The sequence below is a fragment of the Streptomyces sp. HUAS 31 genome (genome assembly GCF_028198125.1).
GTDB classification, from domain to species: Bacteria; Actinomycetota; Actinomycetes; order Streptomycetales; family Streptomycetaceae; genus Streptomyces; species Streptomyces chartreusis.
This window is the reverse complement of record NZ_CP116353.1, coordinates 2232713-2256051: the sequence shown is the minus strand read 5'-3', so window position 1 is coordinate 2256051 and position 23339 is coordinate 2232713. Positions and strand designations below refer to the sequence as shown.

Genomic DNA, 23339 nt, shown 5'->3' with positions numbered 1-23339 from the left:
CTGGAAGAATCCCGCCATGGACCTGGAAATCCCCGAACTCCCCTTCCCGCTGCGCACCTACGGCCCCGACGGCCACTGGTCCTACGAGGACGACGGCATCCTCTCCGGATGGGCCGGCCCCCGGCAGGACCGTTTCGTGCCGCCCACCGGCGAGGCCCTGGACGCCGCCTCCGACGCACCCCGGCTGCTGGGCGCCCCCGAGGGCGACTTCCAGCTGATCGCCCGCGTCACCGTCGGCTTCGCCGGCGCCTTCGACGCCGGAGTCCTCTACGTCCACGTCGGCGAGCGGGCCTGGGCCAAGCTGTGCCTGGAGTACTCCCCGGACGTGCCCACCGTCTGCACGGTCGTCACCCGGGGCCACTCCGACGACGCCAACTCCTTCACGGTCGAGGGCAGCTCGGTGTGGCTGCGGGTGAGCCGCACCGGCCGCGCCTTCTCCTTCCACGCCTCCCGCGACGGCGAGCGCTGGACCTTCGTCCGGCTGTTCACGCTCGGCGACGAGACGGAGACCGGGGCGGCCCTGGTCGGCTTCATGACGCAGTCGCCGCTGGGGGAGGGGTGCGTGGTGACGTACGACCACCTGGAGTTCAGGCCGCACTGGCCGAAGGACCTGCGAGACGGAAGCTGAGCAGGCCCGTCACCGCGAGCAGCGCCGCGCTGATCACCAGGCTCAGCCGCATCCCGGCCACGAAGCCGTCGGAGATCAGCGCCCCGAAGACGGCGATGCCCAGCGCCCCGGCCATCTGCCGGGCCGCGTTGAGGACGCCGGCCGCGAGGCCCGCCCGTTCGGCGGGCACGGCGTCCATCATCGCCGCCGTCAGCGGCGGCACCGTCAGCGCGCAGCCCAGCGCCATCGGGACGAGCAGCAGTGCCACCACGACCGGGGGTGTGCTGGCGTCGACGAACAGCATCACCAGCAGCCCCACCACGGCGATGCCCTGCCCCACCGCCATCGGCAGCCGGGGGCCGTACCGCCCGGCGAGCTTGCCCGCCACCACGTTCGTCACCGCGATCAGGCCCGTCATCGGCAGGAACATCAGGCCGGCCTGTAGCGCGGAACGGCCCTGGACCTGCTGGAAGAAGAGCGAGAAGACGAACACCATGCTGTAGAAGGCGACGCTGACGGCCGCCCCGGTCGCCACCGTCACCGCGACGGTCCGGTTGCGGAACAGGCCGAGCGGGACGACCGGGTGCGGCCGCCGCGCCTCGATCCGCAGGAACGCCCCGGCCGCGACCACGGCGACCGCCAGCGCGGCCCAGCCCGCCGTGCCGCCCTCGATCACCGCGAACGTCAGCGCGGTGAGCGCCACCACCGCCGTCACCTGACCCGGCAGGTCCAGCGGCGCCGGGCGGCGCCGCGAGCGAGGGGCCCGGACCAGCAGCGCGAGGATCAGTGCGCCCACCGGAAGGTTGACGAAGAAGATCCCGCGCCAGTCCCAGGCCGTGGTCAGCACACCGCCCACCACCGGCCCCAGCGCCACCGCCGCTGATCCGCCCGCAGCCCACACGGCCACCGCTCGCGCCCGCCGCGTGGGATCTGCGTACGCCTGCCGCACCAGCGCCAGCGAGGCGGGCAGCACCACGGCCGCCGCGACACCCTGCACGACCCGCGCCCCGATCAGGGCGGGCAGGTTCGGCGCCAGACCGCAGGCCGCCGACGCGAGCGTGAAGACACCGGTGCCCAGCGCGAAGGCCCGGGTCGCCCCGGCCCGGTCCGAGAACGCACCGGTGGACAGCATCAGCGCGGCGAAGGCGAGCGTGTAGGCGTCCACCACCCACTGCAGGCCCGACATCCCGCCGCCCAGGGAGGTGCCCATCGCGGGCAGGGCCACGTTCACGATGGACGCGTCGAGGCAGACCAGCGCGAAGCCGAGCAGACCGGCGGTGAGGGTGAGAGCGGCGGAGGGCGTCTTGATCTTCTCGGGCTTCGGCGCGAACTCATCCTGAGTAAGGGGGAGTTGATGGCCGTCGTGCGTCACGTTCGTCGACATGCCTCCATGCTGCGGATCGCCGCCGTCGTACAGTAGTGGCCAAAATGCCATGCAGCCGGAGGTTCTGGCCATGACCCAGTCGCCCGCCCCGCACCGCATCGCGGTCGTAGCGCCCTCGCCCGTGTCGATGTTCAACCTCGCCATCCCGGAGATGCTGTTCGGCAAGGTCGAGGTCGACGGGCGGCCCGGCTACGAGGTGGTCATCTGCGCGGCCGATCCCGGACCGGTGCCCACCAGCGGCGGGCTCGACCTGTACGTACGGCACGGACTCGACGTCGTCCGGACCGCGGACACGCTGCTCGTCGCCGGGACCGGGGAGCCCTTCGAGCCGGACGGGCGGATCGTGGCCGCCGTGCGCGAGGCGGCCGCCGCCGGCAAGCGCATCGCCTCCCTGTGCACCGGCGCCTTCCAGCTCGCCGAGGCCGGCCTGCTGCACGGACGCCGGGCCACCACCTACTGGGCGCACGCCGAGGAGCTGCGCCGCCGCTACCCGCACGTCGACCTGCGCGGAGACGTGCTCTACGTCCAGGACGGGCCCTACGTCACCTCCTCCGGCTACGCCGCCGGCATCGACCTGTGCCTGCACATCGTCCGCACCGACTACGGCGCCGCCGTCGCCAACGAGGTCGCCCGGCGCGCCCTGGTCGCCCCCGTACGGCCGGGCGGCCAGACCCAGTTCACCCAGACCCCGCTGCCGCCCGAGCGGGGCAACGCCTGCTCCGACACCCGCGGCTGGGCCATGCGCAACCTCGACAAGCCGCTCACCCTCACCGACCTGGCCCGCCACGCCGGGGTCAGCGTGCGCACCCTCACCCGCCGCTTCCACGCCGAGAGCGGGGTGAGCCCCTTGCAGTGGCTGCTGCACCAGCGCATCGAGCGCGCCAAGGAACTGCTGGAGACCACCGACCTGCCGATGGACCAGGTGGCCCGAGCCAGTGGCCTGGGCACGGCCGACTCGCTGCGCGGGCATCTGGTCCGCCGCACGGGGCTGACGCCGAGCGCCTACCGGGCGCAGTTCAGCCGGCTCGGAACCGGGGCGGCCGGGGCCACGTCCTCCGTTGCATGATCAGTGACCGAGTGACCGCACACCGGATGATCCGCACCGTGCTGCCCGCCGAGGCGGAGACGGTCGCCGCCCTGCACGCGCGCGCCAGGGCGACGTACTACCCGGACGGGCTCCCCGACGACGGCACCGACTGGTCCGCCGCCTGGCGCGGCGCCATCGAGCGGCCCGACGGGCATGTGCTGTGTCTGGTGGAGGGCGGCCGGATCGTCGGCCTCGCGTCCTTCCGCCGGCCCGAGGACGGCCCCGCCGACACGGTCAAGCTGTTCCAGTTCCACGTGGACCCCGACCACTGGGGCCGCGGGCTCGGTACGGCCCTGCACGCGGCCTGCGTCGAGGAGTGGCGGGCCGACGGCATGCGCACGGCCGTGCTCGACGTCCACGTGGACAACCGGCGGGCGCAGAGCTTCTACGCCGGCCGGGGCTGGCAGCCGGACCCGGAGAACCCGCCCGCCGAGGGGGACCACCACCGGTACCTGCGTTTCTCCGTGACGGGCGACGCACCCGACCGGGAATGAAGCCTGCTGCTTGAACGTTCATCCAGTCTGCGGAGGGTGTCTCCGTATCCGTCCGAGCTGGAGAGAGCCGAAGACATGCGCGTCGAGATCTGGAGCGACATCGCCTGCCCCTGGTGCTACGTGGGCAAGGCCCGCTTCGAGAAGGCGCTCGAAGCCTTCCCGCACCGCGACCAGGTCGAGGTCGTGCACCGCTCCTTCGAGCTGGACCCCGGGCGCGCCAAGGGCGACACCCAGCCGGTGATCACCATGCTCACCAAGAAGTACGGCATGAGCGCCGCGCAGGCGCAGGCCGGCGAGGAGAACCTCGGCGCGCAGGCCGCCGCGGAGGGCCTCGCCTACCGCACCGAGGGCCGCGACCACGGCAACACCTTCGACATGCACCGGCTGCTGCACTTCGCCAAGGAGCAGGGCCGCCAGGACGAGCTGATCCAGGGTCTGTACAAGGCGAACTTCGCCGAGGAGCGGTCCGTCTTCTCCGAGGGCGACGAGCGGCTCGTGGAGCTGGCCGCGGCCGCCGGACTCGACGCCGACGACGCCCGCAAGGTCCTCGCCGACCCGGACGCCTACGCCGACGACGTCCGCGCCGACGAACGCGAGGCCGCCGAGCTCGGCGCGAACGGCGTGCCCTTCTTCGTCCTCGACCGCAAGTACGGCGTCTCCGGCGCCCAGCCCGCCGAGGTCTTCCAGCAGGCCCTGACGCAGGCGTGGGGCGAGCGGTCGCCGCTTCGGCTCATCGACCAGGGTGACGCGGACGCGTGCGGCCCCGACGGGTGCGCGGTACCGCAGAACTAAAAGCGCAGGTGACGGCGGATCTATAAGGGCTCCTTGGCGAAACCACGCAAAAATAGGCAATGGACTGTTAGTTCTCCGGGGCCCACAGTGGAGCCATGGAGACCTTCGAGAGCCTCGTCCGCACCGAGTTCGCGCCGAAGAACACCTACCTGAACACGGCCAGCACCGGCCTGCTGCCCGCCCGTACCGTCGCCGCCATGCACACCGCCGTCGAGGCCGCGGCGGCCGGGCGGCCGACCGACATGTTCTCGGACGTCGAGGCGAGCCGCGCCTGCTTCGCACGGCTCGTCTCGGTGCCCGCGCACCGGGTGGCGGCCGGGGCCTCCGTCGCGGTCTACAGCGGCCTGATCGCCGCCTCCCTCCCGGAGGGCGCCGAAGTACTCACCGCCGAGGGCGACTTCAGCTCCGTCGTGAACCCCTTCCACGTCCGCCCCGGCCTCAAGGTGCGCACCGTGCCGCTGGAGGGGATCGCCGAGGCCGTACGGCCCGGCACCGCCCTGGTCGCGGTCAGCGCCGCCCAGTCCGCCGACGGCCGGGTGGCCGACCTGCCCGCGATCCGGGATGCGGCGCGAGAGCACGGGGCGCGTACGTACATCGACGCGTCCCAGGCCGGCGGATGGCTGGACTTCGACGCGGACGCCTACGACTACTCCGCCTCCGTCGCCTTCAAGTGGCTCGTCTGCCCGCGGGGCGTGGCCTTCCTGGTCGTCCCGGAGGACCTCGGCGGGCTCAGCCCGCTGTTCGCCGGCTGGGTGGCGGGGGAGCGCCCCTGGGACGCCTGCTACGGCCCCATCGCCGAACTAGCCCACTCCGCAAGGCGGTTCGACGAGAGCCCCGCACTCTTCTCCTACGCCGGCGCCCGCCGCTCCCTGGAACTGCTGGAGGAACTCGGCGTGGACGCCGTGCGCGCCCACGACCTCGCCCTCGCCGACCGCTTCCGCGCGGGCCTGGCCTCCCTCGGCCACGAGCCCGTCCCCGCACCCGGCTCGCCGATCGTCTCCGTGCCCGGACTCGGCAGCCGCCAGGAGGGGTTGAGCGCCGCCGGAGTGGAGGTCTCCGACCGCGCGGGCAACCTGCGCGCGGCCTTCCACCTCTACAACACACCCGCCGATGTCGACCGCCTGCTCGACGTCCTCTCCGGCTGAGAGCCTGTGTTGTATCCCCGGCCGGGGATACAACACAGGCTCTAACCACTGGCGCGGGCCCTGCCGGAACGCTAGGAAGGGCACGTGGAGTCCACGGGCGGTACCTCCGCACCGCCGCCTGCCGACGCGGAGGTGCACCGGCGGCTGGTGTACGGCGACGAGTCCGCGCTGGCCGAGGTGTACGCGGCGTACGGCGGGCTGGTGCGCCGGGTCGCCGTGCGTGTGACACGCTCCCCGGCCGCCGCCGAGGACGTGGCGCAGGAGGTCTTCGCCCACCTGTGGAGCCGGCCCTACACCTTCGACGCGAGCCGTGGCTCGCTGCGCACCTGGCTGTCCCTGCTCGCCCACCGGCGGGCCGTGGACTGGGTGCGCAGCGAGGCCCGGCACCGCAAGGACGCCGGCGCCGACGACTCCGCGCTCCAGGCCATCCCCGACGCCGGGCCCGGCCCCGACGAGACGGTGGTCGACCGCGAGCGCTCCCTGCTGCTGCACACAGCCCTCGCCGAACTCCCGCAGCCGCAGCGCGAGGTCGTGCACCTCGCCTACTTCGCCGGCCGCACCTACCGCCAGGCCGCCGTCGAGCTCGGCATACCCGAGGGCACCGCCAAGACCCGGCTGCGCAGCGCCCTGCGCTCCTTGGCGGAAACTTTGGCCGACCCGCCCGACCCCGCGCTCGAAAGGGGCGCATGATGGCGAGAGGGGTACCCGCGGGCAACGGGCACGCAGAGGAGGGACGCGATGACCGACGGGCACGAGGCCGTGACTGATCTGCTGGCCGCCTGGGCCTTCGGCGCCCTCGACCCGGCCGAGGCGGAGACGGTCACGGCGCACCTGGCCGGGTGCGAGAGCTGCGCCGCCGAGGCGGCGAGGCTGAAGGAGACGGTACGGCTGCTCGACGGGACGCCGCTCACCGCTCCCACCCGGTCGCCCGACGGGGTGCTCTCCCTCGCCCTGCGCACCCGGACCCCCCTCGCCCGCGTCGCCGAGCACGCCGCCCCCTACGCCGCCGCGGTCGCCGGGCTCAAGGCGCTGCTGCCGGAGCTGGCGGGCCGCTGGACCACACCCGTCGTGCACGACTGGGACGCGCACGCCACCGTCGCCCACCTCCTGGCCGCCGACGAGCACCTGGCCGGCCGGCTCGGCGTCGACGCGCGCGTGCCGCCCTCGCACATCGAGGAGGGCGCGCACTGGGAGGACGCCTGGAACCGCCGCAGCGCCGACGTCATCGCCCACGAGCACGGCCGTACGCCCGAGGAGACCGTCGCCGACTGGGCCGCGCAGGCCGGGCAGCTGCTCGGCACGCCCGAGGCCCGGGACACCGAACTCGCCGCGCGGGCCGTGACCTTGATGGGGATGCGGCTGCCCGTCGCCGACCACTTCCTGGTGCGCGGCTTCGAGACGTGGATCCACACCGACGACCTAGGCCGCGCGCTCGGCCTCGCCGTCCCGCTGCCGCCGCCGGAGCACCTTCAGCGGCTGGTCCGCCTGGCCGTCCGCGTACTCGGACTGGCCCTGGGACCGACCGCGCCCCCGGTGCTGTTCTCGGTCACCGGGGGCGAGGAGTGGGTGCTGGGTTCCGCGGACGAGCCCGTACGGGCCGAACTGAGCCTCGATCCGTACGACTTCTGCCTGCTGGTCGGCGGACGGTACACGCCGCAGGCGGTGCCGCGGGGAACCACGGGCGACGCGGCCGCCGTACGGAACGTACTGGAGCGGGCCGCGTCGCTGGCGTGGCTGTGAAGCTCACCTGGTGAAGCTCACCTGCGTAGGGCTCACTTCACGGGCGTGAAGTCCCGCGCCCCGATGAACTCCGGGCGCCGGATCGGAGCCGCGAAGGGCTCCACGGCCGCGTTGTCCACGCTGTTGAACACGATGAACACGTTGCTGCGCGGGAACGGCGTGATGTTGTCGCCGGAGCCGTGCATGCAGTTGCAGTCGAACCAGGTCGCCGAACCGGCCTTGCCCGTGAAGAGCTTGATGCCGTACTCGGAGGCCATCTTCGTCAGCGCCTCGTCCGACGGCGTGCCGGCGTCCTGCATCTGGAGGGACTGCTTGTAGTTGTCCTTCGGAGTGGCCCCCGCGCACCCGAGGAAGGTCCGGTGCGAGCCGGGCATGATCATCAGCCCGCCGTTGGTGTCGTGGTTCTCGGTCAGCGCGATCGAGACGGACACCGTCCGCATGTTCGGCAGACCGTCCTCGGCGTGCCAGGTCTCGAAGTCCGAGTGCCAGTAGAACCCGCTGGCCCCGAAACCCGGCTTGACGTTGATCCGCGACTGGTGGACGTACACGTCCGAGCCGAGGATCTGCCGCGCCCGGCCGACGACGCGCTCGTCGCGCACCAGCGCGGCGAACACCTCACTGAGCTTGTGCACCTCGAAGACGGACCGGATCTCCTTGGACTTCGGCTCGATGATCGACCGCTCGTCCGCGCGGATCGCCGGGTCGGCGATCAGCCGCTCCAGCTCGCGGTGGTAGACATCCACCTCGTCCGCGCCGATCAGCTGGTCGACGGCGAGGAAGCCGTCACGCTCGAACGACTGGAGGTCGCCGGCCGGGATCGGCCCCGGAGTGTCGGGGGCACCCCATACGACGGGGTCCTGGCGCGGCGTCGACACCTCGGTGGCGCCGCGGCTGGGGTAGAGATCGGTGACGTTTGCGGTCATGGCGGTGGTCATGGGGTTCTCACACCTCCTCGGGCTCGGTGAGCAGCGGGTACACCCCGTTCTCGTCATGGTCCTCGCGGCCGGTCACGGGCGGGTTGAAGACACAGATGCAGCGGAAGTCCTCCTTCACCCGCAGCGTGTGCCTCTCGTGGCCGTCCAGGAGGTACATGGTCCCGGGCGTGATGACGTGCGTCAGCCCGGTCTCGTGGTCGGTCAGCTCGGCCTCGCCCTCGACGCAGACGACGGCCTCGATGTGGTTCGCGTACCACATCGACGTCTCCGTACCCGCGTACAGGATCGTCTCGTGCAGCGAGAAGCCGACCTTCTCCTTCGCGAGGACGATGCGCTTGCTCTCCCAGGTGCCGGACGCCGATTTCACATGGCGGTCGGTGCCTTCGATGTCCTTGAACGAACGGACGATCACGGTGCTGCGATGCCTCCTAGGTGGGGGTGTACTCGGTGCACCCGGCCGGACGGACGGCCCATCGGGCGGGCCGTCCGTCGGCCAGGGGTCTTTCGGCGCCGGTCAGGCGGTCTCGGTGACGGCGCGGGCCAGGATGCGGAGCCCCTCGTCGAGCTCGTCCGGGGTGATGGTGAGGGCGGGCAGCAGTTTGATGACCTCGCTCTCGGGGCCGGACGTCTCCACGAGCAGTCCGAGCTCGAAGGCGCGGCGCGCGACCCGGCCGGCCCGCTCCTTGTCGTGGAACTCCATGCCCCAGACCAGCCCGCGGCCCCGGTACTCCTTCACATCCGGGATGTTCTCCTCGCAGATGGCGATCAGGCCCTGCTCGACCTGCTCACCGCGGGCCCGGGTCTGCTTCTCCATCGCGCTGCCGTCGGCCCAGTAGGACTCCAGGGCGGCGGTGGCCGTGACGAAGGCGGGGTTGTTGCCGCGGAAGGTGCCGTTGTGCTCGCCCGGCTCCCAGATGTCCAGCTCGGGCTTGAACAGGCACAGCGACATGGGCAGTCCGTAGCCGCTGATGGACTTGGACACGGTGACGATGTCGGGGGTGATGCCCGCCTCCTCGAACGAGAAGAAGGCACCCGTACGTCCGCAGCCCATCTGGATGTCGTCGACGATGAGCAGCATGTCCTGGCGCTCGCACAGCTCGGACAGCGCGCGCAGCCACTCCGTGCGCGCCACGTTGATGCCGCCCTCGCCCTGCACGGTCTCCACGATCACGGCGGCCGGCTTGTTGAGGCCGGAGCCCTGGTCCTCCAGGAGCCGCTCGAACCACAGGAAGTCCTCGACCGTGCCGTCGAAGTAGTTGTCGAACGGCATGGGGGTGCCGTGCACCAGCGGGATGCCGGCGCCGGCCCGCTTGAAGGCGTTGCCGGTGACGGCGAGCGAGCCCAGGGACATGCCGTGGAAGGCGTTGGTGAAGGAGACGATGGCCTCGCGGCCCTTCACCTTGCGCGCCAGTTTCAGCGCGGACTCCACGGCGTTGGTGCCGGTCGGGCCCGGGAACATGACCTTGTACGGCAGGTCGCGCGGACGCAGCACCAGGTCCTGGAAGGTCTGCAGGAAGGCCCGCTTGGCGCTGGTGGACATGTCGAGTCCGTGCGTGACGCCGTCACGCTCCAGGTAGTCGATCAAGGCCCGTTTCAGAACGGGGTTGTTGTGCCCGTAGTTCAGCGAACCCGCGCCGGCGAAGAAGTCCAGGTACTCGTGGCCGTCCTCGTCGTACATACGGCTGCCCCGCGCGCGGTCGAAGACTGTGGGCCAGCCGCGGCAGTAGCTGCGCACCTCGGACTCGAGGGTCTCGAAGACGCTGAGGTCGGGCTGGGTGATGGTCACGACGAATCGCTCCTCGTTGCGTGGGGGGTGTTCAGAGGGACAGGGGGCCGATGCGGTACAGCACTTCGGGGTCGTGCGGTCCGTCCGGGAACAGGTCGGTGGGGAAGAGCACGTCCCGCTCCAGGGCGGCGCCGTGCCGCTCGGCGAAGGAGTCGAACAGCCGATCGGATGCGGTGTTGCCGGGCGTGATGGTGGTCTCGACGCTCGTGATGCCGTACTCGCCGCTGACCCGCGCGACCAGTCCGTCGAGCAGCGCGGCGGCGATGCCGCGGCCGCGGTACGCGTCGTCCACGGCCACCTGCCAGACGAGGAGGGTGCGGGGGCGGTCCGGGCGTACGTACCCGGTGACGAAGCCGACCGGCTCCCCGCGCTCGTCGCGCGCGACGGCCGACGTGCCGGCGAAGTCGCGGCACCACAGCAGATAGCTGTACGACGAGTTGAGGTCGAGGGCTTCGGAGTCTCTGGCAATACGCCACAGCGCGGCCCCGTCGGCCACCGCCGGACGGTCGATTTGCAGGTCTGCTTGTGCGGCAGTCATGCGAATTGAATTTACGGGGGAAAATTCGAAATTGCATGGCCGCGTGGGGTTACGTGTGGCACTCGGATGTGTTATCACGCGGGCGCGAGATGGGCGCTCCAGACCCCTCGCTACGCCCCATTTTGCCCCCTTAATACCACACAAAACGGGCACAGTGTGGAACGCGTCACAGGCGTGTAACTTGTAGGAGACCCGACCGAATTAGTCCGATCGGCGTTCGCGAAATCTTTGCGTTTAGGTTCGAAGAAAGCGGGCAGAAGAGTATGGGGAGCTGCCTTGGAAAAGAATTCCAGAATTACCAGGAATTCAGGCTCCGGTAACACCGTCGATGTGCTCTCGCAGAATGTCGGCGTGACCGTTGTGGGTGAGAACCCTCTACTGCCGTCCGCCGCCGTCCACCACCCGCAGCGCCGCCTCCACATCCACGTCCAGGCCCCGCTCCGCCAGTGCGGCGCCCAAGGCGGCCAGGGAGTTGCGGACGGTTGCCGCTGTCGCGTCCGGGCCGTAGTGGTTGACCCGCACCATCTCCTTGGCCAGGGCTCCGCCGCCCGCCGCCAGCGGCAGTGCGGGATCCGAGGCCAGGGCCCGGGACACCAGTTCCGAGGCCACCACGCCCGCCGGCACCCGCAGCGTCGTCGCGACGGGAGCCGCGTCCCGTTCCTCGTGGACGTACGGCTCCAGCCCCCCGCCGAGAGCCACCGCGCCGGCGCGGGTCGAGCGCGCCGCGGTCCGGTGGCGGTTCATCACCGTCTCCAGCCCGTCGCCCTCGATCCGCTCCACGCACGCCTCCAGCGCGAGCATCTCCAACTGCGCGGGAGCGTGCAGCAGCGCCGTGCGGCCGCCGTCGACCCACCGCTCCTTCCAGTCGAGCAGCGACAGGTACGACCGCCGCGGCGCCCCCGGGTTCGCCGCCATCCGGTCCCAGGCCCGCGCGCTCACGGACACCGCCGACACCCCGGCCGGCCCGCCCATCGCCTTCTGCGCCCCGATGACGCACAGGTCCACGCCCCACGCGTCCGGCAGCACCGGCTCGGCCCCGATCGACGCCACCGCGTCCAGGTAGAACAGCGCCCCGTGCTCCCGCACGACCTCGCCGATCTCCGCCACGGGATTGGTGTTGCCGGTGGCCGCCTCCGCGTGCACCAGGGACACGAAGTCGATCTCCGGGTGCTCGGCGAAGGCCGCACGGATCTGCTCCGCCGTGACCGCCGTGTGGAAGGGCACCGCCAGATCGATCACGGTCGCGCCGCAGTCCCGCAGCCAGTCCCCGAAGGTCTGCCCGTACGGGCCCGTGATCACGTTCAGCGCGGTCGTGCCCGGCCCGGCCGTCCCGCGGATCGCCCCCTCCAGCGGCAGCAGCGCCTCGCCCTGCATGATCACGACGTCCTGCCGGGTCCCGAGCAGCCGCGCCACCCGGTCCTCGATGGCCGCGAATCGGGCCGCGCTCAGCGGTGCCAGGTCCAGGAAGGGGTGGGTCACGACGGGGCTCTCTTCGCTCAGGGGTCGACGCCATGAGCGTAACCGGGCGGTAACCGGGCGCCCCGACACCCCGCCCCGGGCACCGAACCAGGCATTCCGCACCCGACTTCTTAGGTCGGACGGCCACAGAGCCATCGGTTTGGTTTGAGGAGCCCAAACGTTTCCTTATAATCGGAACCCAATGTTCCCTCACAGGAGGCCCCCCGTGAAGACGACCCTCGGGCGCCGGACCCGCATTCTGGCCGCCACCACCGCGACGGCCGGGCTGGTGCTCGTGGCCGGCTGCTCCTCCAGCGACGACGGCGGCAGCGGCTCGAAGACCGCGGCCGGCGGTGTCGAGCTCGTCAAGGCGGGCCAGCTCACCACCTGTACCCACCTGCCCTACCCGCCCTTCCAGTCGGAGATCGACGGCAAGGTGCAGGGCTTCGACGTCGCCCTGATCGACCTCGTCGCCAAGGACCTCGGCGTGAAGCAGGAGATCCTCGACACGCCCTTCGAGAACTTCAAGACGGGCGCCTTCCTGAACGCCGGCGAGTGCGACCTCGCCGCCGCCGGCATGACCATCACCGACGAGCGCAAGAAGAACGTCGACTTCTCCGACCCGTACTTCGAGGCCACCCAGGCCGTCCTGGTCGACAAGAAGAGCGGCATCTCCTCCTTCGCCGACCTCAAGGGCAAGAAGGTCGGCGCCCAGGCGCAGACCACCGGCGAGGACTACGCCAAGAGCAAGGGCCTGGACCCGGTCTCCTTCGAGTCCTCCGACGCCGTCCTCAACGGCCTGCGCACCGGCCAGGTCGAGGCCGTCGTCATCGACTACCCGGTCGTCCAGGGCTGGCTGAAGGACAAGGCCAACGCCGCCGCCTTCGAGGTCGCCGAGCAGGTCAACACCGGTGAGCAGTACGGCGTCACGGTGAAGAAGGGCAACGACAAGCTCCGCGAGGCCATCAACAAGGCGATCAAGGACGCGAAGGCCGACGGCACGTACAAGAAGCTGTACGAGCAGTGGATCGGCCCGTACGACGAGTCCGCCGCCTCTCCGTCGCCCGCCGCCTGAGCCCGATGAGCGGCGCAGAGGTACCACTCCAGCCGAAGAAGAAGGGCCTGACCCGGCGCCAGAAGCGCAGCCTGTCGCGCGGCGTCCAGTACGTCGTCTTCGTCGCGGCCGTGATCGCCTTCGCGGTCGCGGCCGACTGGGGCCGGCTGAAGAACCAGTTCGCGCAAGGGTCGATCGCCCGGGAGATGTTCCCGGACGTCATCACCCTCGCGCTGAAGAACACCGTGCTGTACACCGTGTCCGGCTTCGTCGTCGGCCTGGTCCTCGGCATGGTGATCGCGCTGATGCGGCTGTCGTCCGTGGGGCCCTACCGCTGGCTCGCCGGCATCTACATCGAGATCTTCCGCGGCCTGCCCGCCCTGCTGATCTTCATCTTCATCGGCGTGGCCGTACCTCTGGCCTTCCCCGGCACGGAGATCCCGGGCGGCACCTACGGCAAGGTCGCGCTCGCGCTCGGCCTGGTCGCCGCCGCGTACATGGCGGAGACGATCCGCGCGGGCATCCAGGCGGTGCCCAAGGGACAGATGGAAGCGGCGCGTTCGCTCGGCTTCTCGCCCGCCCGCGCCATGATCTCGATCATCATCCCGCAGGCGTTCCGGATCATCCTGCCGCCGCTCACCAACGAACTCGTCCTGCTGTTCAAGGACTCCTCGCTGGTGCTGTTCCTCGGTGTGACGCTTCAGGAGCGCGAACTGTCCAAGTTCGGGCGTGACCTGGCCAGCCAGACCGCCAACTCCACGCCGATCCTGGTCGCGGGCCTGTGCTATCTGCTGGTCACGATCCCGCTCGGCTTCGTCGTGCGCCGCATGGAGGCGAAGGCCCAGGAGGCCGTGAAATGAGCGAGAGCCTTCGCAAGGCGGCCGCGGAGATCGAGGTCCGCGGCCTGCACAAGTCCTTCGGCGACAACGAGGTGCTGCGCGGCATCGACCTGGAGATCGCGCAGGGCGAGGTCGTGTGCGTCATCGGCCCGTCCGGCTCGGGCAAGTCGACGCTGCTGCGGTGCGTCAACCTGCTGGAGGAGCCCACCAAGGGCCAGGTCTTCGTCGGCGGTGCCGAGCTCACCGACCCGGACGTCGACATCGACGCCGTACGCCGCGGCATCGGCATGGTCTTCCAGCAGTTCAACCTGTTCCCGCACCTCACCGTGACCGAGAACCTCACGCTGCCGCAGCGCCGGGTCCTCGGGCGTGACAAGGCGGCCGCCGCGAAGGTCGCCGCCGAGAACCTGGAGCGGGTCGGCCTGTCGGAGAAGGCGACCGCGTACCCGGCGTCCCTCTCCGGCGGTCAGCAGCAGCGCGTCGCCATCGCCCGCGCCCTCGCCATGGGCCCGCAGGTGATGCTCTTCGACGAGCCGACGTCCGCGCTCGACCCCGAGCTGGTGGGCGACGTCCTGGCGGTCATGCGCATGCTGGCCGACGAGGGCATGACCATGATGGTCGTCACGCACGAGATGACCTTCGCGCGCGAGGTCGCCGACCGGGTCGTCTTCATGGACGGCGGAGTGGTCGTCGAGGACGGCACCCCCGACCAGGTCATCGGCAACCCCCGGCACGAGCGCACCCGCCACTTCCTGTCGCGGCTCCTGGACCCGGCGATGGCCGAGGTCGAGGAGGAGACCTCCGACCAGGTGGGCAAGGGCGACTAGCCGCTCATTAAGGTGCAGGGCATGAGCGAACGCGCGGTGCTGCACGTAAAGGGGCGGGTCCTCGTCGGTCCGGACGACGTCCGGGACGAACTGTGGGTCGTCGACGGCCGGATCTCCTACGACCGTCCCGTCGGCGCCCACGACATCCGTGCCGTCGAGGGCTGGGCCCTGCCCGGCCTCGTCGACGCGCACTGCCATGTCGGCCTCGGCGCGCACGGCCCGGTCGACGACGACGTCGCCGAGAAGCAGGCGCTCACCGACCGTGAGGCGGGCACCCTGCTGATCCGCGACGCCGGCTCGCCCTCCGACACCCGCTGGGTCGACGACCGCGACGACCTGCCGAAGATCATCAGGGCCGGCCGGCACATCGCCCGCACCCGCCGCTACATCCGCGGCTACGCGCACGAGATCGAGCCGGAGGACCTGGTCGCCTACGTCGCCCAGGAGGCCCGGCGCGGCGACGGCTGGGTGAAGCTGGTCGGCGACTGGATCGACCGCGACCTCGGGGACCTCGCGCCCACCTGGCCCCGTGAGGCGGTCGAGGCGGGCATCGCGGAGGCCCACCGGCTGGGCGCCCGGGTCACCGCGCACTGCTTCGCCGAGAGCTCGCTGAGGGACCTGGTCGAGGCGGGCATCGACTGCGTCGAGCACGCCACGGGCCTGACGGACGACCTGATCCCGCTGTTCGCCGAGCGCGGGGTCGCCATCGTCCCCACCCTCGTCAACATCGCGACCTTCCCGAACCTGGCCGACGGCGGCCAGTCCAAGTACCCGCGCTGGTCCGACCACATGCGCCGGCTGTACGAACGCCGCTACGACACGGTCCGCGCCGCCTACGACGCCGGGATCCCCGTCTTCGTCGGCACCGACGCCGGCGGCACCCTGCCGCACGGGCTCGTGGCGGCCGAGGTGGCGGAGCTGGTCACCGCCGGGATCCCCGCCGTGGAGGCCCTGGCTGCGACGGCCTGGGGGGCTCGGGCCTGGCTCGGCCGGCCGGGTCTGGAGGAGGGCGCGGCCGCGGACCTCGTGGTGTACGAGACCGACCCGCGCGCGGACGTCCGCGTCCTCGCGGCACCCCGGCGGATCGTCCTCAACGGCCGGGTCGTCGGCTAGCCGCCCGTTCACTCAGCGTGACGGGTGTCGGCCCGTGTTGTTGTGCGGCCCCCCTGGCGTGCGCCGATGCCGCCACGCGCGCGCTCGCACAGGAGGGGGTACGGCGGCGACTTCGAGGAACATCCGTGCCCGGGAATTCGAAAAGGTTCACGGGAAAGTCACGTTGGAGTGAAGTAGCGCCGGAATGCTGACTGTTCACTCTCAGTGCGCAATTCTTGCCGGGTCCCGAGCAAGTCTCCTCTGGGGGTCCCCACCTTGAACGGCAAGAACTTCCGCCTGCCCGCACGCCGTCTCGCCACCGTCGCGACGGCCACCGCCCTGACCGCCGCCCCGGTGGTCATGGGCGTCGCGGGCCCCGCACACGCGACCGGCGACGAGGGTCGCGCGAGCGCCGTCGTGCTCCGTACGGGGCTCGACGTCTCCCTGCTCAACAAGACCGTGAACGTCCCGCTCGCGGTCTCCCTGAACGAGGTCCAGGCGCCGCAGAGCGCCGAGAAGGCCACCCTGACGGCCGAGTTGAACGGTGTGGACGGCGGCCGGCCGTTCAGCGTCCTGAACGCCGAGGTCGCCCAGTCCAAGGCGACCGTCGAGGACGGCAGGGCCGAGGGGTACACCAACCTCGCCCACGCCAAGGTCCACGTCCCCGGTCTGCCGCTGCTGTCGCTCATCGAGGTCGGCCAGGTCACCTCCAAGGCGACCTGCGAGGCCGGCAAGGCGCCGACCGCCTCCTCCAACCTGCTCGGCGACGTCACCGTGCTGGGCAAGAAGGTCACGCTGACCGCCGGCGGCACCACGAACGTCGAGGTGCCCGGCGTCGGCGAGGTGCGGCTCGACTACTCCAAGACCGAGCAGACCTCGCGAACCGCCGCCGCGACCGCCCTCGAACTCAAGGTCTCCGTCGACCCGTTGAAGCTGAACGTCGCCGAGGTCGAGGGCACCCTGACGCTGGCGAAGGCGACCTGCGAGAGCCCGGCCGCGCCCGAGCAGCAGGCCGAGCCGAGCACGGAACCGGCAGGCGACGTGAAGCCCCAGGGCGAGCCCGCCGACGAGGGCCTCGCCGAGACCGGCGGCAACTCCATGACGCCGTACATCGCGGGCGGCGCGGTGGTCCTGCTCCTCGCGGGCGGCGGCGCGGTGGCCGTGGCCCGACGCGGCCGCAACTGACCGCGAGCGGCAGTGAAGTGGACGGCGCGCCGGCTCAGCGCGCCGTCGACGTCAGCGCCCGCTCCAGCGCCCTCAGGAACCCGCTGACGGTCGCGCGGTCCCGCACCGCCAGGCGCAGCCACTCCTCGCCCAGCCCGGGGAAGGTGTCCCCGCGCCGGACCGCGTACCCGAGGTCGCGCAGCCGCCGGCGTACCGCGGCCGCCCCCGGCAGCCGTACGAGCACGAAGGGCCCCTCGGCCGGTTCCACCACCCGCAGTCCCGCCGGCGCGAACCCGGCCAGTCCCGCGACGAGATGGGCCCGGTCGGCGGCGATGCGGTGGGCCGCGTGGGCAGCCTCCGCCAGCGCCTGCGAGGACACACAGGCCTCGGCGGCGGCCAGCGCCGGCGTGGAGACAGGCCACAGGGGCTGGGCGCGCTCCAGGTCGGCGACCGTCTCCGGGGCGGCCAGGACGTAGCCGATCCGCAGCCCGGCCAGCCCCCAGGTCTTGGTCAGGCTGCGCAGCACCACCAGACCCGGCACGTCCGTCCGCCCGGCGAGCGCCTCCCGCTCGCCCGGCACCGCGTCCATGAACGCCTCGTCCACCACCAGCGTCCGCCCGGGACGCGCCAGTTCGGCGATCGACCCGGCCGGGTGCAGGACCGACGTCGGGTTGGTCGGGTTGCCGATCACCACCAGGTCGGCGTCCTCGGGGACGGCCCGCGGATCGAGCCGGAAGCCGTCCTCCTCCCGCAGCAGCACGCGGTCGACGGTGTGCCCGGCGTCCCGCAGCGCCGCCTCCGGCTCCGTGAACTGCGGGTGCACGACGACCGGCCTGCGCACCTTCAGGGCGCGGGCCAGCAGCACGAACGCCTCCGCCGCCCCCGCCGTGAGCAGCACCCGGTCCGTCGGCAGCCCGTGCCGCGCCGCGACCGCCGCCCGCGCGCCCCGCCCGTCCGGGTAGGCCGCGAGCGAGCCCAGCGACCCCGCGACGCGCTCGCGCAGCCACGCGGGCGGCGTGTCCGCGCGGACGTTCACCGCGAGGTCGACCAGCGCCGAGCCGTCGTCGCGGACCTCGGCGTCGCCGTGGTGGCGCAGGTCGTGCGCCTCAGTGGGCATGCGAGTGGGCGCCGTGGTGGTGATGACCGTGCCCGTGGTGGTGGTCGTCGTCGTCCGGGTGGAAGTGCGGCTGCTGCGGCATGCCGACCTTGTCCTCGAAGCCGGGCAGCGCGATGCGGTACACGCACGAGTCGCAGTTCATCCGCAGGTCGCCCTTCACGGCCTCCTGGTAGCGCTCCATCACCAGGTCCAGCAGCTCAGGCTCGGGACCGATGACGTCCGCCGAGCGCACGTCGACCTCCGGGTGGGCGGCCGCCCAGCCCTCCGTCTGGTGGCGCACCCGGTCCGGCAGGATCCCGGTGAACAGGAAGTACGGCAGGACGACGATCTTCCGCGCCCCCAGCTTCACGCACCGGTCGAGCCCGCTGGGCACGTCCGGGGCCGCCAGCGACACGAACGCCGTCTCCACCCCCGCGTAACCGCGCCCCTCCCACAGCAGCCGCGCCGCCTTGTGCACCTCGGCGTTGGCGTCCGGGTCGGTCGAGCCGCGCCCCACCAGCAGCACGGTCACCTCGGCCCGGTCCCCGGGCGTGCGGCCCGTGGAGCCGAGCGCCTCGTCGAGCCGCCGCTCCAGCACGGACAGCAGCGACGGGTGCGGGCCCAGCGGGCGGCCGTAGGTGTAGGAGATCCCGGGGTGGCGCTCCTTCTCGCGGGCCAGCGCGGCCGGGATGTCGCCCTTGGCGTGCCCGGCGGACACGAGCATCAGCGGCACCGCGGCGAACCTCTGGACGCCGCGCTCGACCAGTTCGGCGACGGCCTCGCCCAGCGGCGGCGGGGAGAGCTCGATGAAGCCGCCCGCGACGGGCAGTTCGGGGTGGCGGCGCCCCAGCTCCCGGACGAAGTCGCGGAACGCCTCGGCTCCGGCTTCGTCCCGGGTGCCATGACCGGCGATGAGCAGGGCGGGCGGCGGGGTGGTCACGATTTCTCCTCGGAGTGCGAAACGGGGTGGTACAGCAGGGCGTTGAGCGCGGCGGAGGCCACGGCCGAGCCGCCCTTCTCGGACACGTTGCTCACGGCGGGCAGCCCGCTCTCGCGCAACGCCGCCTTGGACTCGACCGCGCCGACGAAGCCGACGGGCAGGCCGATGACGAGCGCGGGGGAGACGCCGAGGGCCAGCAGCTCCTCCAGAGCGGTCGGCGCGTTGCCGATCACCCACAGCGCACCCGGACCGACCTGCTCGTGGGCGAGCCGGATCGCGTGCGCGGAACGGGTCAGCCCCGGACCGGCCACGGCGTCCCTGAGCCGGCAGACGGTCTCCCGGCGGGTGATCCCGGCGGCCACCATCTCGACATCGGTGACCACGGGCGCCCCGGCGTGCAGCGCCGCGTGCGCCTTCGCCAGCTCGCCCTCGTCCATGACGAGATCGGACGCGTAGTCGAGGTCGGCGGCGGAGTGGACGACCCTCTCCACCACCGCCCGGGTCAGCGGCGGGAGGTGCGAGGTGTCCAGCCGGGCGCGCATCCGCCGGTAGGACTCCACCTCGATGGGATGGACGACTCGGTTCACCTCGGGCCCTCCTGCGATGCCTGCCAGCGGTAGCCGCGCGGCGTCACCATGCGCCCGGCGATGTCCCGGGTAGCGGTGTTGCCGACGGTCACGACCGTCATCATGTCGACCGTCGCCGGATCCAGGGAGCCCAGTGTCGTGAGCCGACTGGACTCGTCCGGCCGCGACGCGTTCCGTACGACCCCGACCGGCGTCGTGGGCGTCCGGTGCTCGGCGAGGATCGCCAGCGCCTTGGGCAGCTGCCAGTCACGGCCCCGGGAACGGGGGTTGTAGAAGGTGACCACGATGTCCGCCTCGGCCGCGGCCCGCACCCGCCGCTCGATGACCTCCCACGGGGTGTGCAGGTCGGACAGGCTGATCGACACATGGTCGTGGCCGAGCGGGGCGCCGAGGATAGCGGCGGCGGCGAGCGCGGCCGTCACCCCCGGAACGCCGATCACGTCGATGTCGTCGGACGCCTCCGCGAGCGCGGGGGAGGCCATGGCGTACACGCCCGCGTCCCCGCTGCCGATCAGCGTGACGGCCTGGCCCTTGCGGGCCTCCTCGACGGCCGTGCGCGCCCGCTCCTCCTCGGCGCCGAGCCCGGACTCAAGGATCCGGGTGCCGGGCCGCAGCAGGTCGCGGATCTGGTCGACGTACTGGTCCAGCCCGACCAGCACCGACGCCCGCCGCAACTCCGCCTTCGCGCGGGGCGTCAGCAGGTCACGGGCACCGGGCCCGAGCCCGACGACCGAGAGCCGCCCGCGCCCAGGACGCCGTACGACGGCACAGGTCGCCATCGCCGGGCGCCCGTCGGCACGCTCGGACTTCCGCTTCGGCACGAGGAGTTCACCGCCGCCCACGAGCGCGGCGGCCTCGGCGACCGAGGGGGTGCCCACGGCGGCGAGCGGCGCGTCGGAGGGGTTGGGGACCTCCACCACGGCCAGCTCGTCCGCGGAGCGGGTGACCAGGGGGACACCGAGGCGCTCGGCGGCCCCGCGGATGCCGGGCTCGTCGGCCTTGGCGTCGACGGTGGCGAGTTCGGCGAGGGACGCGGGGGACAGACCGGCGTCCCGCAGCGCGCTCTCGACCAGCCCGAGCACCTCGTCGGCCGGCGCGCCCCTGGACGCCCCGACGCCGACGACGAGCGACGGCGGACGCAGTACGACCTCCCGCTCGCCGGGCTCCACCAGCCGGTCCGTCACCCGGATCGTGTACGACCCCTCGGCGCCGGCCCGCAGCGGCGGCAGCGGCCAGGCCACCTCGGCCCGCAGCGCCACCGGCTCCCCGTCGAGCAGGGCCCGCGAGACCCCGGCGACATCGCCCTCGACGGGCAGCCCGAGCGTGTCCAGACCGGGCACCCCCACGGCATCGGTCGCCGTCGTCACCACCGGCTCCGCACCCAGCAACTCACCCACCTCACGGGCGAGTTCATTCGCACCGCCGCCGTGTCCGCCGACCAGCGACACGGCGAACCGCCCGCCCTCGTCGACGCACACCACACCCGGGTCGGCCGTCTTGTCGCCCAGCAGCGGGGCGATCAACCGTACGACCGCGCCGGTCGCCAGGAAACACACGAGCTGCTCGCACTCCGCGAACGCCCGCCGCACGGCGTCCCCGACGGGCCCGTCGTACACACGCACCCGGTCCGGCCACGCCGCGGCCAGCCGGTCGCGCGCCGCCGCCCCCGCCGCGGTGGCGGAAATGAGGCCGATCACTGAGCAACTCCCTCACGGTCCAGGGGCTTTCTGACACCCCACAACAGGAACACCGGATTCGTCGACGCGAGCCGCGTCACATCCCCCGGCAGCGGCGCGAGCCGCGAGGAGTGCAGCAGCACCCCGTCACAGTCGAACCCGGCGCAGGTCAGCGCCTCGCGGGCGGCCGGCACCCGGTCCAGCGCCGCCATCGCGACGACCACCGAGCGCCGGGCGCGCCGGGCGCAGGCGGTGACGATGGCCGGCAGTTCGCGCCCCCCGCCGCCGATGAACACGGCGTCCGGATCCTCCAGGTCGGACAGGACGGTGGGCGCCGCCCCGTGCACGACATGGACGTCGACGCCGTGCGCGTCGGCGTTGGCGCGGATCCGCTCGATCCCGTCCCGGGTCTTCTCGACGGCGGTGACGGCGGCACCCAGCCGCGCGCACTCCACGGCCACCGACCCCGAGCCCGCGCCGACGTCCCACACCAGGTCGCCGAGCCGCGGCCCGAGGCGGGCCAGCGCCAGCGCCCGTACCTCGAACTTGGTGATCATCGAGTCCCGGTGGGCGAACTCGCCCTCGTCCAGCGCCCACGCCGTGGGCCCGGCACCCTCCCCGGCGACCGTGCGCAGCCCGCCGAGCGCCCGCGCCGGGTCCAGACACAGCACCACGCTCACGGACGTGCCCCAGTCACGGGCGGCGGCCTCGGCGGGCGTCACCCGCTCCACGCGCTCGTCCCCGGTGCCCAGCGCGGAGGCGACGACGAGCACCCGTGCGTCGGCCTTGCGGGCGAGCGCGGCGCCCAGTTCGGCGGGCCCGGAGCCCGGACCGGTCAGCACGGCCACCTTCGGACGGGCCCGGCACACGTTCACCGCCGTGCGCAGCTCCCGCCCGTGGGCACTGACGACGACCGCGTCGTCCCAGGGCAGCCCGACCCGGGCGAACGCGGCGGCGACGGACGACACCCCGGGCCGCACCTGGAGCCGCTCCGGGCCGAACCGCTCCGCGAGCGCCCGCACGATCCCGAAGAAGCCCGGGTCGCCGGAGGCCAGCACGACCACGCGCCGGTCCTTCTCCACGTACTCCGCGATGGTGTCGAGAGCCGGAGCCAGCGCCCCGAGCACGACCCGCTCCACGTCGTCGCCCGGGCCGGCGGCGTCCAGGTGCCGCCGCCCGCCTACGACCAGTTCGGCCCCGGCGAGGACGTCCTCGGGCAGCGGCTCGCCCGTCCCCGTGCCGACGACGGTGATCACGTACCGGCTCCCCGCTCCCGCAGGGCCTTGCGCGCCTGCGGGTCGGCCTTGCGGTACCCGTGGAAGTGACCGGGGTGGTACAGGTGCGAGCGCGTGCCGTGGGCGTCGAGCGCCGGCCCGACCAGGAACAGGGTGTGCTTCCAGAGCTTGTGCTCCTTGACGGTCTCCTCCAGCGTCCCGATGGTGCACCGCACCACCAGCTCCTCCGGCCAGGTCGCCTGGTAGGCGACGACGACCGGCGTGGACGTCGGATAGCCGCCCTCCAGCAGCTCCCGCACCAGCTGCCCGCTGCGGGCGGCGGACAGGAAGACCGCCATCGTCGTGCCGTGCTTGGCGAACTCCCGCACCTCCTCGCCCGGCGGCATCGGCGTCTTGCCGCCACCGAGCCGGGTCAGCACCACGGACTGGGCGACCTCGGGGATCGTCAGCTCCCGCTGGGCCAGCGCGGCCACGGCGGAGAAGGCGGACACGCCGGGGACGACCTCGGTGGCGATGCCGATCGAGGCACACCGGTCGAGCTGCTCCTGCGTGCCGCCCCACAGCGCCGGATCGCCCGAGTGGATACGGGCGACCTTGAGGCACTCGGCCCACGCCCGCTCGTACACACCGACGACGTCCTCCAGGGACATGGTCGCCGAGTCGAGGATCTCGGCGCCCTCCCGCGCGTGCTGGAGGACCTCCGCCTGGACCAGGCTGGCCGCCCAGATCACGACGTCGGCCTCGGCGATGGCGCGCGCGGCACGGAACGTCAGCAGATCGGCGGCGCCGGGGCCGGCACCGACGAAGGTCACTTTGCCGCTGGGGGCATCGGCCATGGGGATCGGTCCTCTCCTACAGGTACA

At 72.4% G+C, this 23339-nt stretch carries 24 protein-coding genes; 12 read left to right on the top strand and 12 right to left on the bottom strand.

Features of this window, described 5'->3' with window-relative positions; all coding sequences use genetic code 11:
* Positions 1 to 16: 16 nt before the first annotated feature.
* On the top strand, positions 17 to 628 hold the full coding sequence (locus PGH47_RS09905; RefSeq protein WP_126902264.1) for a DUF1349 domain-containing protein: 612 nt from the start codon (positions 17 to 19) through the stop codon (positions 626 to 628).
* Here PGH47_RS09905 and PGH47_RS09900 read toward each other — a convergent pair.
* The gene (locus tag PGH47_RS09900) at positions 588 to 1991 is read right to left on the bottom strand and encodes an MFS transporter (protein WP_271663104.1); all 1404 of its coding nucleotides are present in this window, start codon (positions 1989 to 1991) and stop codon (positions 588 to 590) included. The two genes, PGH47_RS09905 and PGH47_RS09900, sit on opposite strands and share 41 nt — an antisense overlap.
* Positions 1992 to 2061: 70 nt before the next feature.
* On the opposite strand from PGH47_RS09900, the gene PGH47_RS09895 reads away from it, so the two are divergent.
* From PGH47_RS09895 to PGH47_RS09870, 6 genes are all read left to right on the top strand, one after another.
* On the top strand, positions 2062 to 3057 hold the full coding sequence (locus tag PGH47_RS09895; RefSeq protein ID WP_271663103.1) for a GlxA family transcriptional regulator: 996 nt from the start codon (positions 2062 to 2064) through the stop codon (positions 3055 to 3057).
* Positions 3054 to 3572 carry a GNAT family N-acetyltransferase gene (locus PGH47_RS09890; RefSeq protein ID WP_271663102.1) on the top strand — a complete coding sequence of 173 codons (519 nt, stop codon included), beginning with the start codon at positions 3054 to 3056 and terminating at the stop codon, positions 3570 to 3572. Before PGH47_RS09895 ends, PGH47_RS09890 begins: the two co-directional genes overlap by 4 nt.
* 75 nt (positions 3573 to 3647) lie before the next feature.
* Positions 3648 to 4364, top strand: a complete 717-nt coding sequence (locus tag PGH47_RS09885; RefSeq protein WP_030955568.1) for a DsbA family oxidoreductase — start codon at positions 3648 to 3650, stop codon at positions 4362 to 4364.
* A gap of 95 nt (positions 4365 to 4459) precedes the next feature.
* Positions 4460 to 5509 (top strand): aminotransferase class V-fold PLP-dependent enzyme, encoded by a 1050-nt coding sequence (locus PGH47_RS09880; RefSeq protein WP_271663101.1) that lies wholly within the window; start codon positions 4460 to 4462, stop codon positions 5507 to 5509.
* An 84-nt stretch (positions 5510 to 5593) separates the two neighbouring features.
* Positions 5594 to 6199, top strand: a complete 606-nt coding sequence (locus tag PGH47_RS09875) for an RNA polymerase sigma factor (protein ID WP_125526684.1) — start codon at positions 5594 to 5596, stop codon at positions 6197 to 6199.
* 48 nt (positions 6200 to 6247) lie between these two features.
* Entirely contained in the window at positions 6248 to 7249 is a 1002-nt protein-coding gene (locus PGH47_RS09870; RefSeq protein WP_271663100.1) for a maleylpyruvate isomerase family mycothiol-dependent enzyme, read from the top strand.
* Between the two features lie 32 nt (positions 7250 to 7281).
* Here PGH47_RS09870 and thpD read toward each other — a convergent pair whose 3' ends face one another.
* The 5 genes from thpD to PGH47_RS09845 form a co-directional block, all read right to left on the bottom strand.
* The gene (thpD, locus tag PGH47_RS09865; RefSeq protein WP_271663099.1) at positions 7282 to 8184 is read right to left on the bottom strand and encodes an ectoine hydroxylase; all 903 of its coding nucleotides are present in this window, start codon (positions 8182 to 8184) and stop codon (positions 7282 to 7284) included.
* A gap of 7 nt (positions 8185 to 8191) precedes the next feature.
* Complete coding sequence (locus PGH47_RS09860) at positions 8192 to 8596, bottom strand: ectoine synthase (RefSeq protein WP_030950026.1); 405 nt, start codon at positions 8594 to 8596, stop codon at positions 8192 to 8194.
* Between the two features lie 102 nt (positions 8597 to 8698).
* A complete protein-coding gene (gene ectB / locus PGH47_RS09855; RefSeq protein WP_271663098.1) occupies positions 8699 to 9970 on the bottom strand; it encodes a diaminobutyrate--2-oxoglutarate transaminase in 1272 nt (423 codons plus the stop codon).
* Between the two features lie 31 nt (positions 9971 to 10001).
* A complete protein-coding gene (gene ectA, locus PGH47_RS09850) occupies positions 10002 to 10508 on the bottom strand; it encodes a diaminobutyrate acetyltransferase (RefSeq protein WP_271663097.1) in 507 nt (168 codons plus the stop codon).
* A 375-nt stretch (positions 10509 to 10883) separates the two neighbouring features.
* On the bottom strand, positions 10884 to 11987 hold the full coding sequence (locus PGH47_RS09845; protein ID WP_271663096.1) for a pyridoxal-phosphate-dependent aminotransferase family protein: 1104 nt from the start codon (positions 11985 to 11987) through the stop codon (positions 10884 to 10886).
* A 205-nt stretch (positions 11988 to 12192) separates the two neighbouring features.
* Here PGH47_RS09845 and PGH47_RS09840 point away from each other — a divergent pair, with 205 nt between their 5' ends.
* From PGH47_RS09840 to PGH47_RS09820, 5 genes are all read left to right on the top strand, one after another.
* The gene (locus PGH47_RS09840; RefSeq protein WP_271663095.1) at positions 12193 to 13041 is read left to right on the top strand and encodes an ABC transporter substrate-binding protein; all 849 of its coding nucleotides are present in this window, start codon (positions 12193 to 12195) and stop codon (positions 13039 to 13041) included.
* Positions 13042 to 13046: 5 nt separating this feature from the next.
* On the top strand, positions 13047 to 13880 hold the full coding sequence (locus tag PGH47_RS09835; protein WP_125528620.1) for an amino acid ABC transporter permease: 834 nt from the start codon (positions 13047 to 13049) through the stop codon (positions 13878 to 13880).
* Entirely contained in the window at positions 13877 to 14686 is an 810-nt protein-coding gene (locus tag PGH47_RS09830; protein ID WP_271663094.1) for an amino acid ABC transporter ATP-binding protein, read from the top strand. Before PGH47_RS09835 ends, PGH47_RS09830 begins: the two co-directional genes overlap by 4 nt.
* A 21-nt stretch (positions 14687 to 14707) precedes the next feature.
* Positions 14708 to 15799, top strand: a complete 1092-nt coding sequence (locus PGH47_RS09825) for an amidohydrolase family protein (protein WP_271663093.1) — start codon at positions 14708 to 14710, stop codon at positions 15797 to 15799.
* Positions 15800 to 16054: 255 nt separating this feature from the next.
* Complete coding sequence (locus PGH47_RS09820; RefSeq protein ID WP_271663092.1) at positions 16055 to 16963, top strand: SCO1860 family LAETG-anchored protein; 909 nt, start codon at positions 16055 to 16057, stop codon at positions 16961 to 16963.
* Between the two features lie 34 nt (positions 16964 to 16997).
* Here the strand turns inward: PGH47_RS09820 and cobC are convergent, their stop codons facing one another.
* Genes cobC through cobM form a run of 6 tightly spaced genes read right to left on the bottom strand, consistent with a single transcriptional unit; the run spans position 16998 to position 23312 of the window.
* Positions 16998 to 18059 carry an Rv2231c family pyridoxal phosphate-dependent protein CobC gene (gene cobC, locus PGH47_RS09815; RefSeq protein ID WP_271663091.1) on the bottom strand — a complete coding sequence of 354 codons (1062 nt, stop codon included), beginning with the start codon at positions 18057 to 18059 and terminating at the stop codon, positions 16998 to 17000.
* Complete coding sequence (locus PGH47_RS09810; RefSeq protein WP_271663090.1) at positions 18049 to 18978, bottom strand: sirohydrochlorin chelatase; 930 nt, start codon at positions 18976 to 18978, stop codon at positions 18049 to 18051. The genes cobC and PGH47_RS09810 overlap by 11 nt, the downstream gene beginning before the upstream one ends.
* The gene (locus tag PGH47_RS09805) at positions 18975 to 19565 is read right to left on the bottom strand and encodes a precorrin-8X methylmutase (RefSeq protein ID WP_271663089.1); all 591 of its coding nucleotides are present in this window, start codon (positions 19563 to 19565) and stop codon (positions 18975 to 18977) included. The genes PGH47_RS09810 and PGH47_RS09805 overlap by 4 nt, the downstream gene beginning before the upstream one ends.
* The gene (cobJ, locus tag PGH47_RS09800; protein WP_271663088.1) at positions 19562 to 21262 is read right to left on the bottom strand and encodes a precorrin-3B C(17)-methyltransferase; all 1701 of its coding nucleotides are present in this window, start codon (positions 21260 to 21262) and stop codon (positions 19562 to 19564) included. The genes PGH47_RS09805 and cobJ overlap by 4 nt, the downstream gene beginning before the upstream one ends.
* Positions 21259 to 22497, bottom strand: coding sequence for a precorrin-6y C5,15-methyltransferase (decarboxylating) subunit CbiE (gene cbiE, locus PGH47_RS09795; protein WP_271663087.1), 1239 nt, complete (start codon positions 22495 to 22497; stop codon positions 21259 to 21261). The genes cobJ and cbiE overlap by 4 nt, the downstream gene beginning before the upstream one ends.
* Positions 22494 to 23312: a precorrin-4 C(11)-methyltransferase gene (gene cobM / locus PGH47_RS09790; RefSeq protein ID WP_271663086.1), complete on the bottom strand. Its 819-nt coding sequence runs from the start codon at positions 23310 to 23312 to the stop codon at positions 22494 to 22496. The genes cbiE and cobM overlap by 4 nt, the downstream gene beginning before the upstream one ends.
* Between the last annotated feature and the right edge of the window lie 27 nt (positions 23313 to 23339).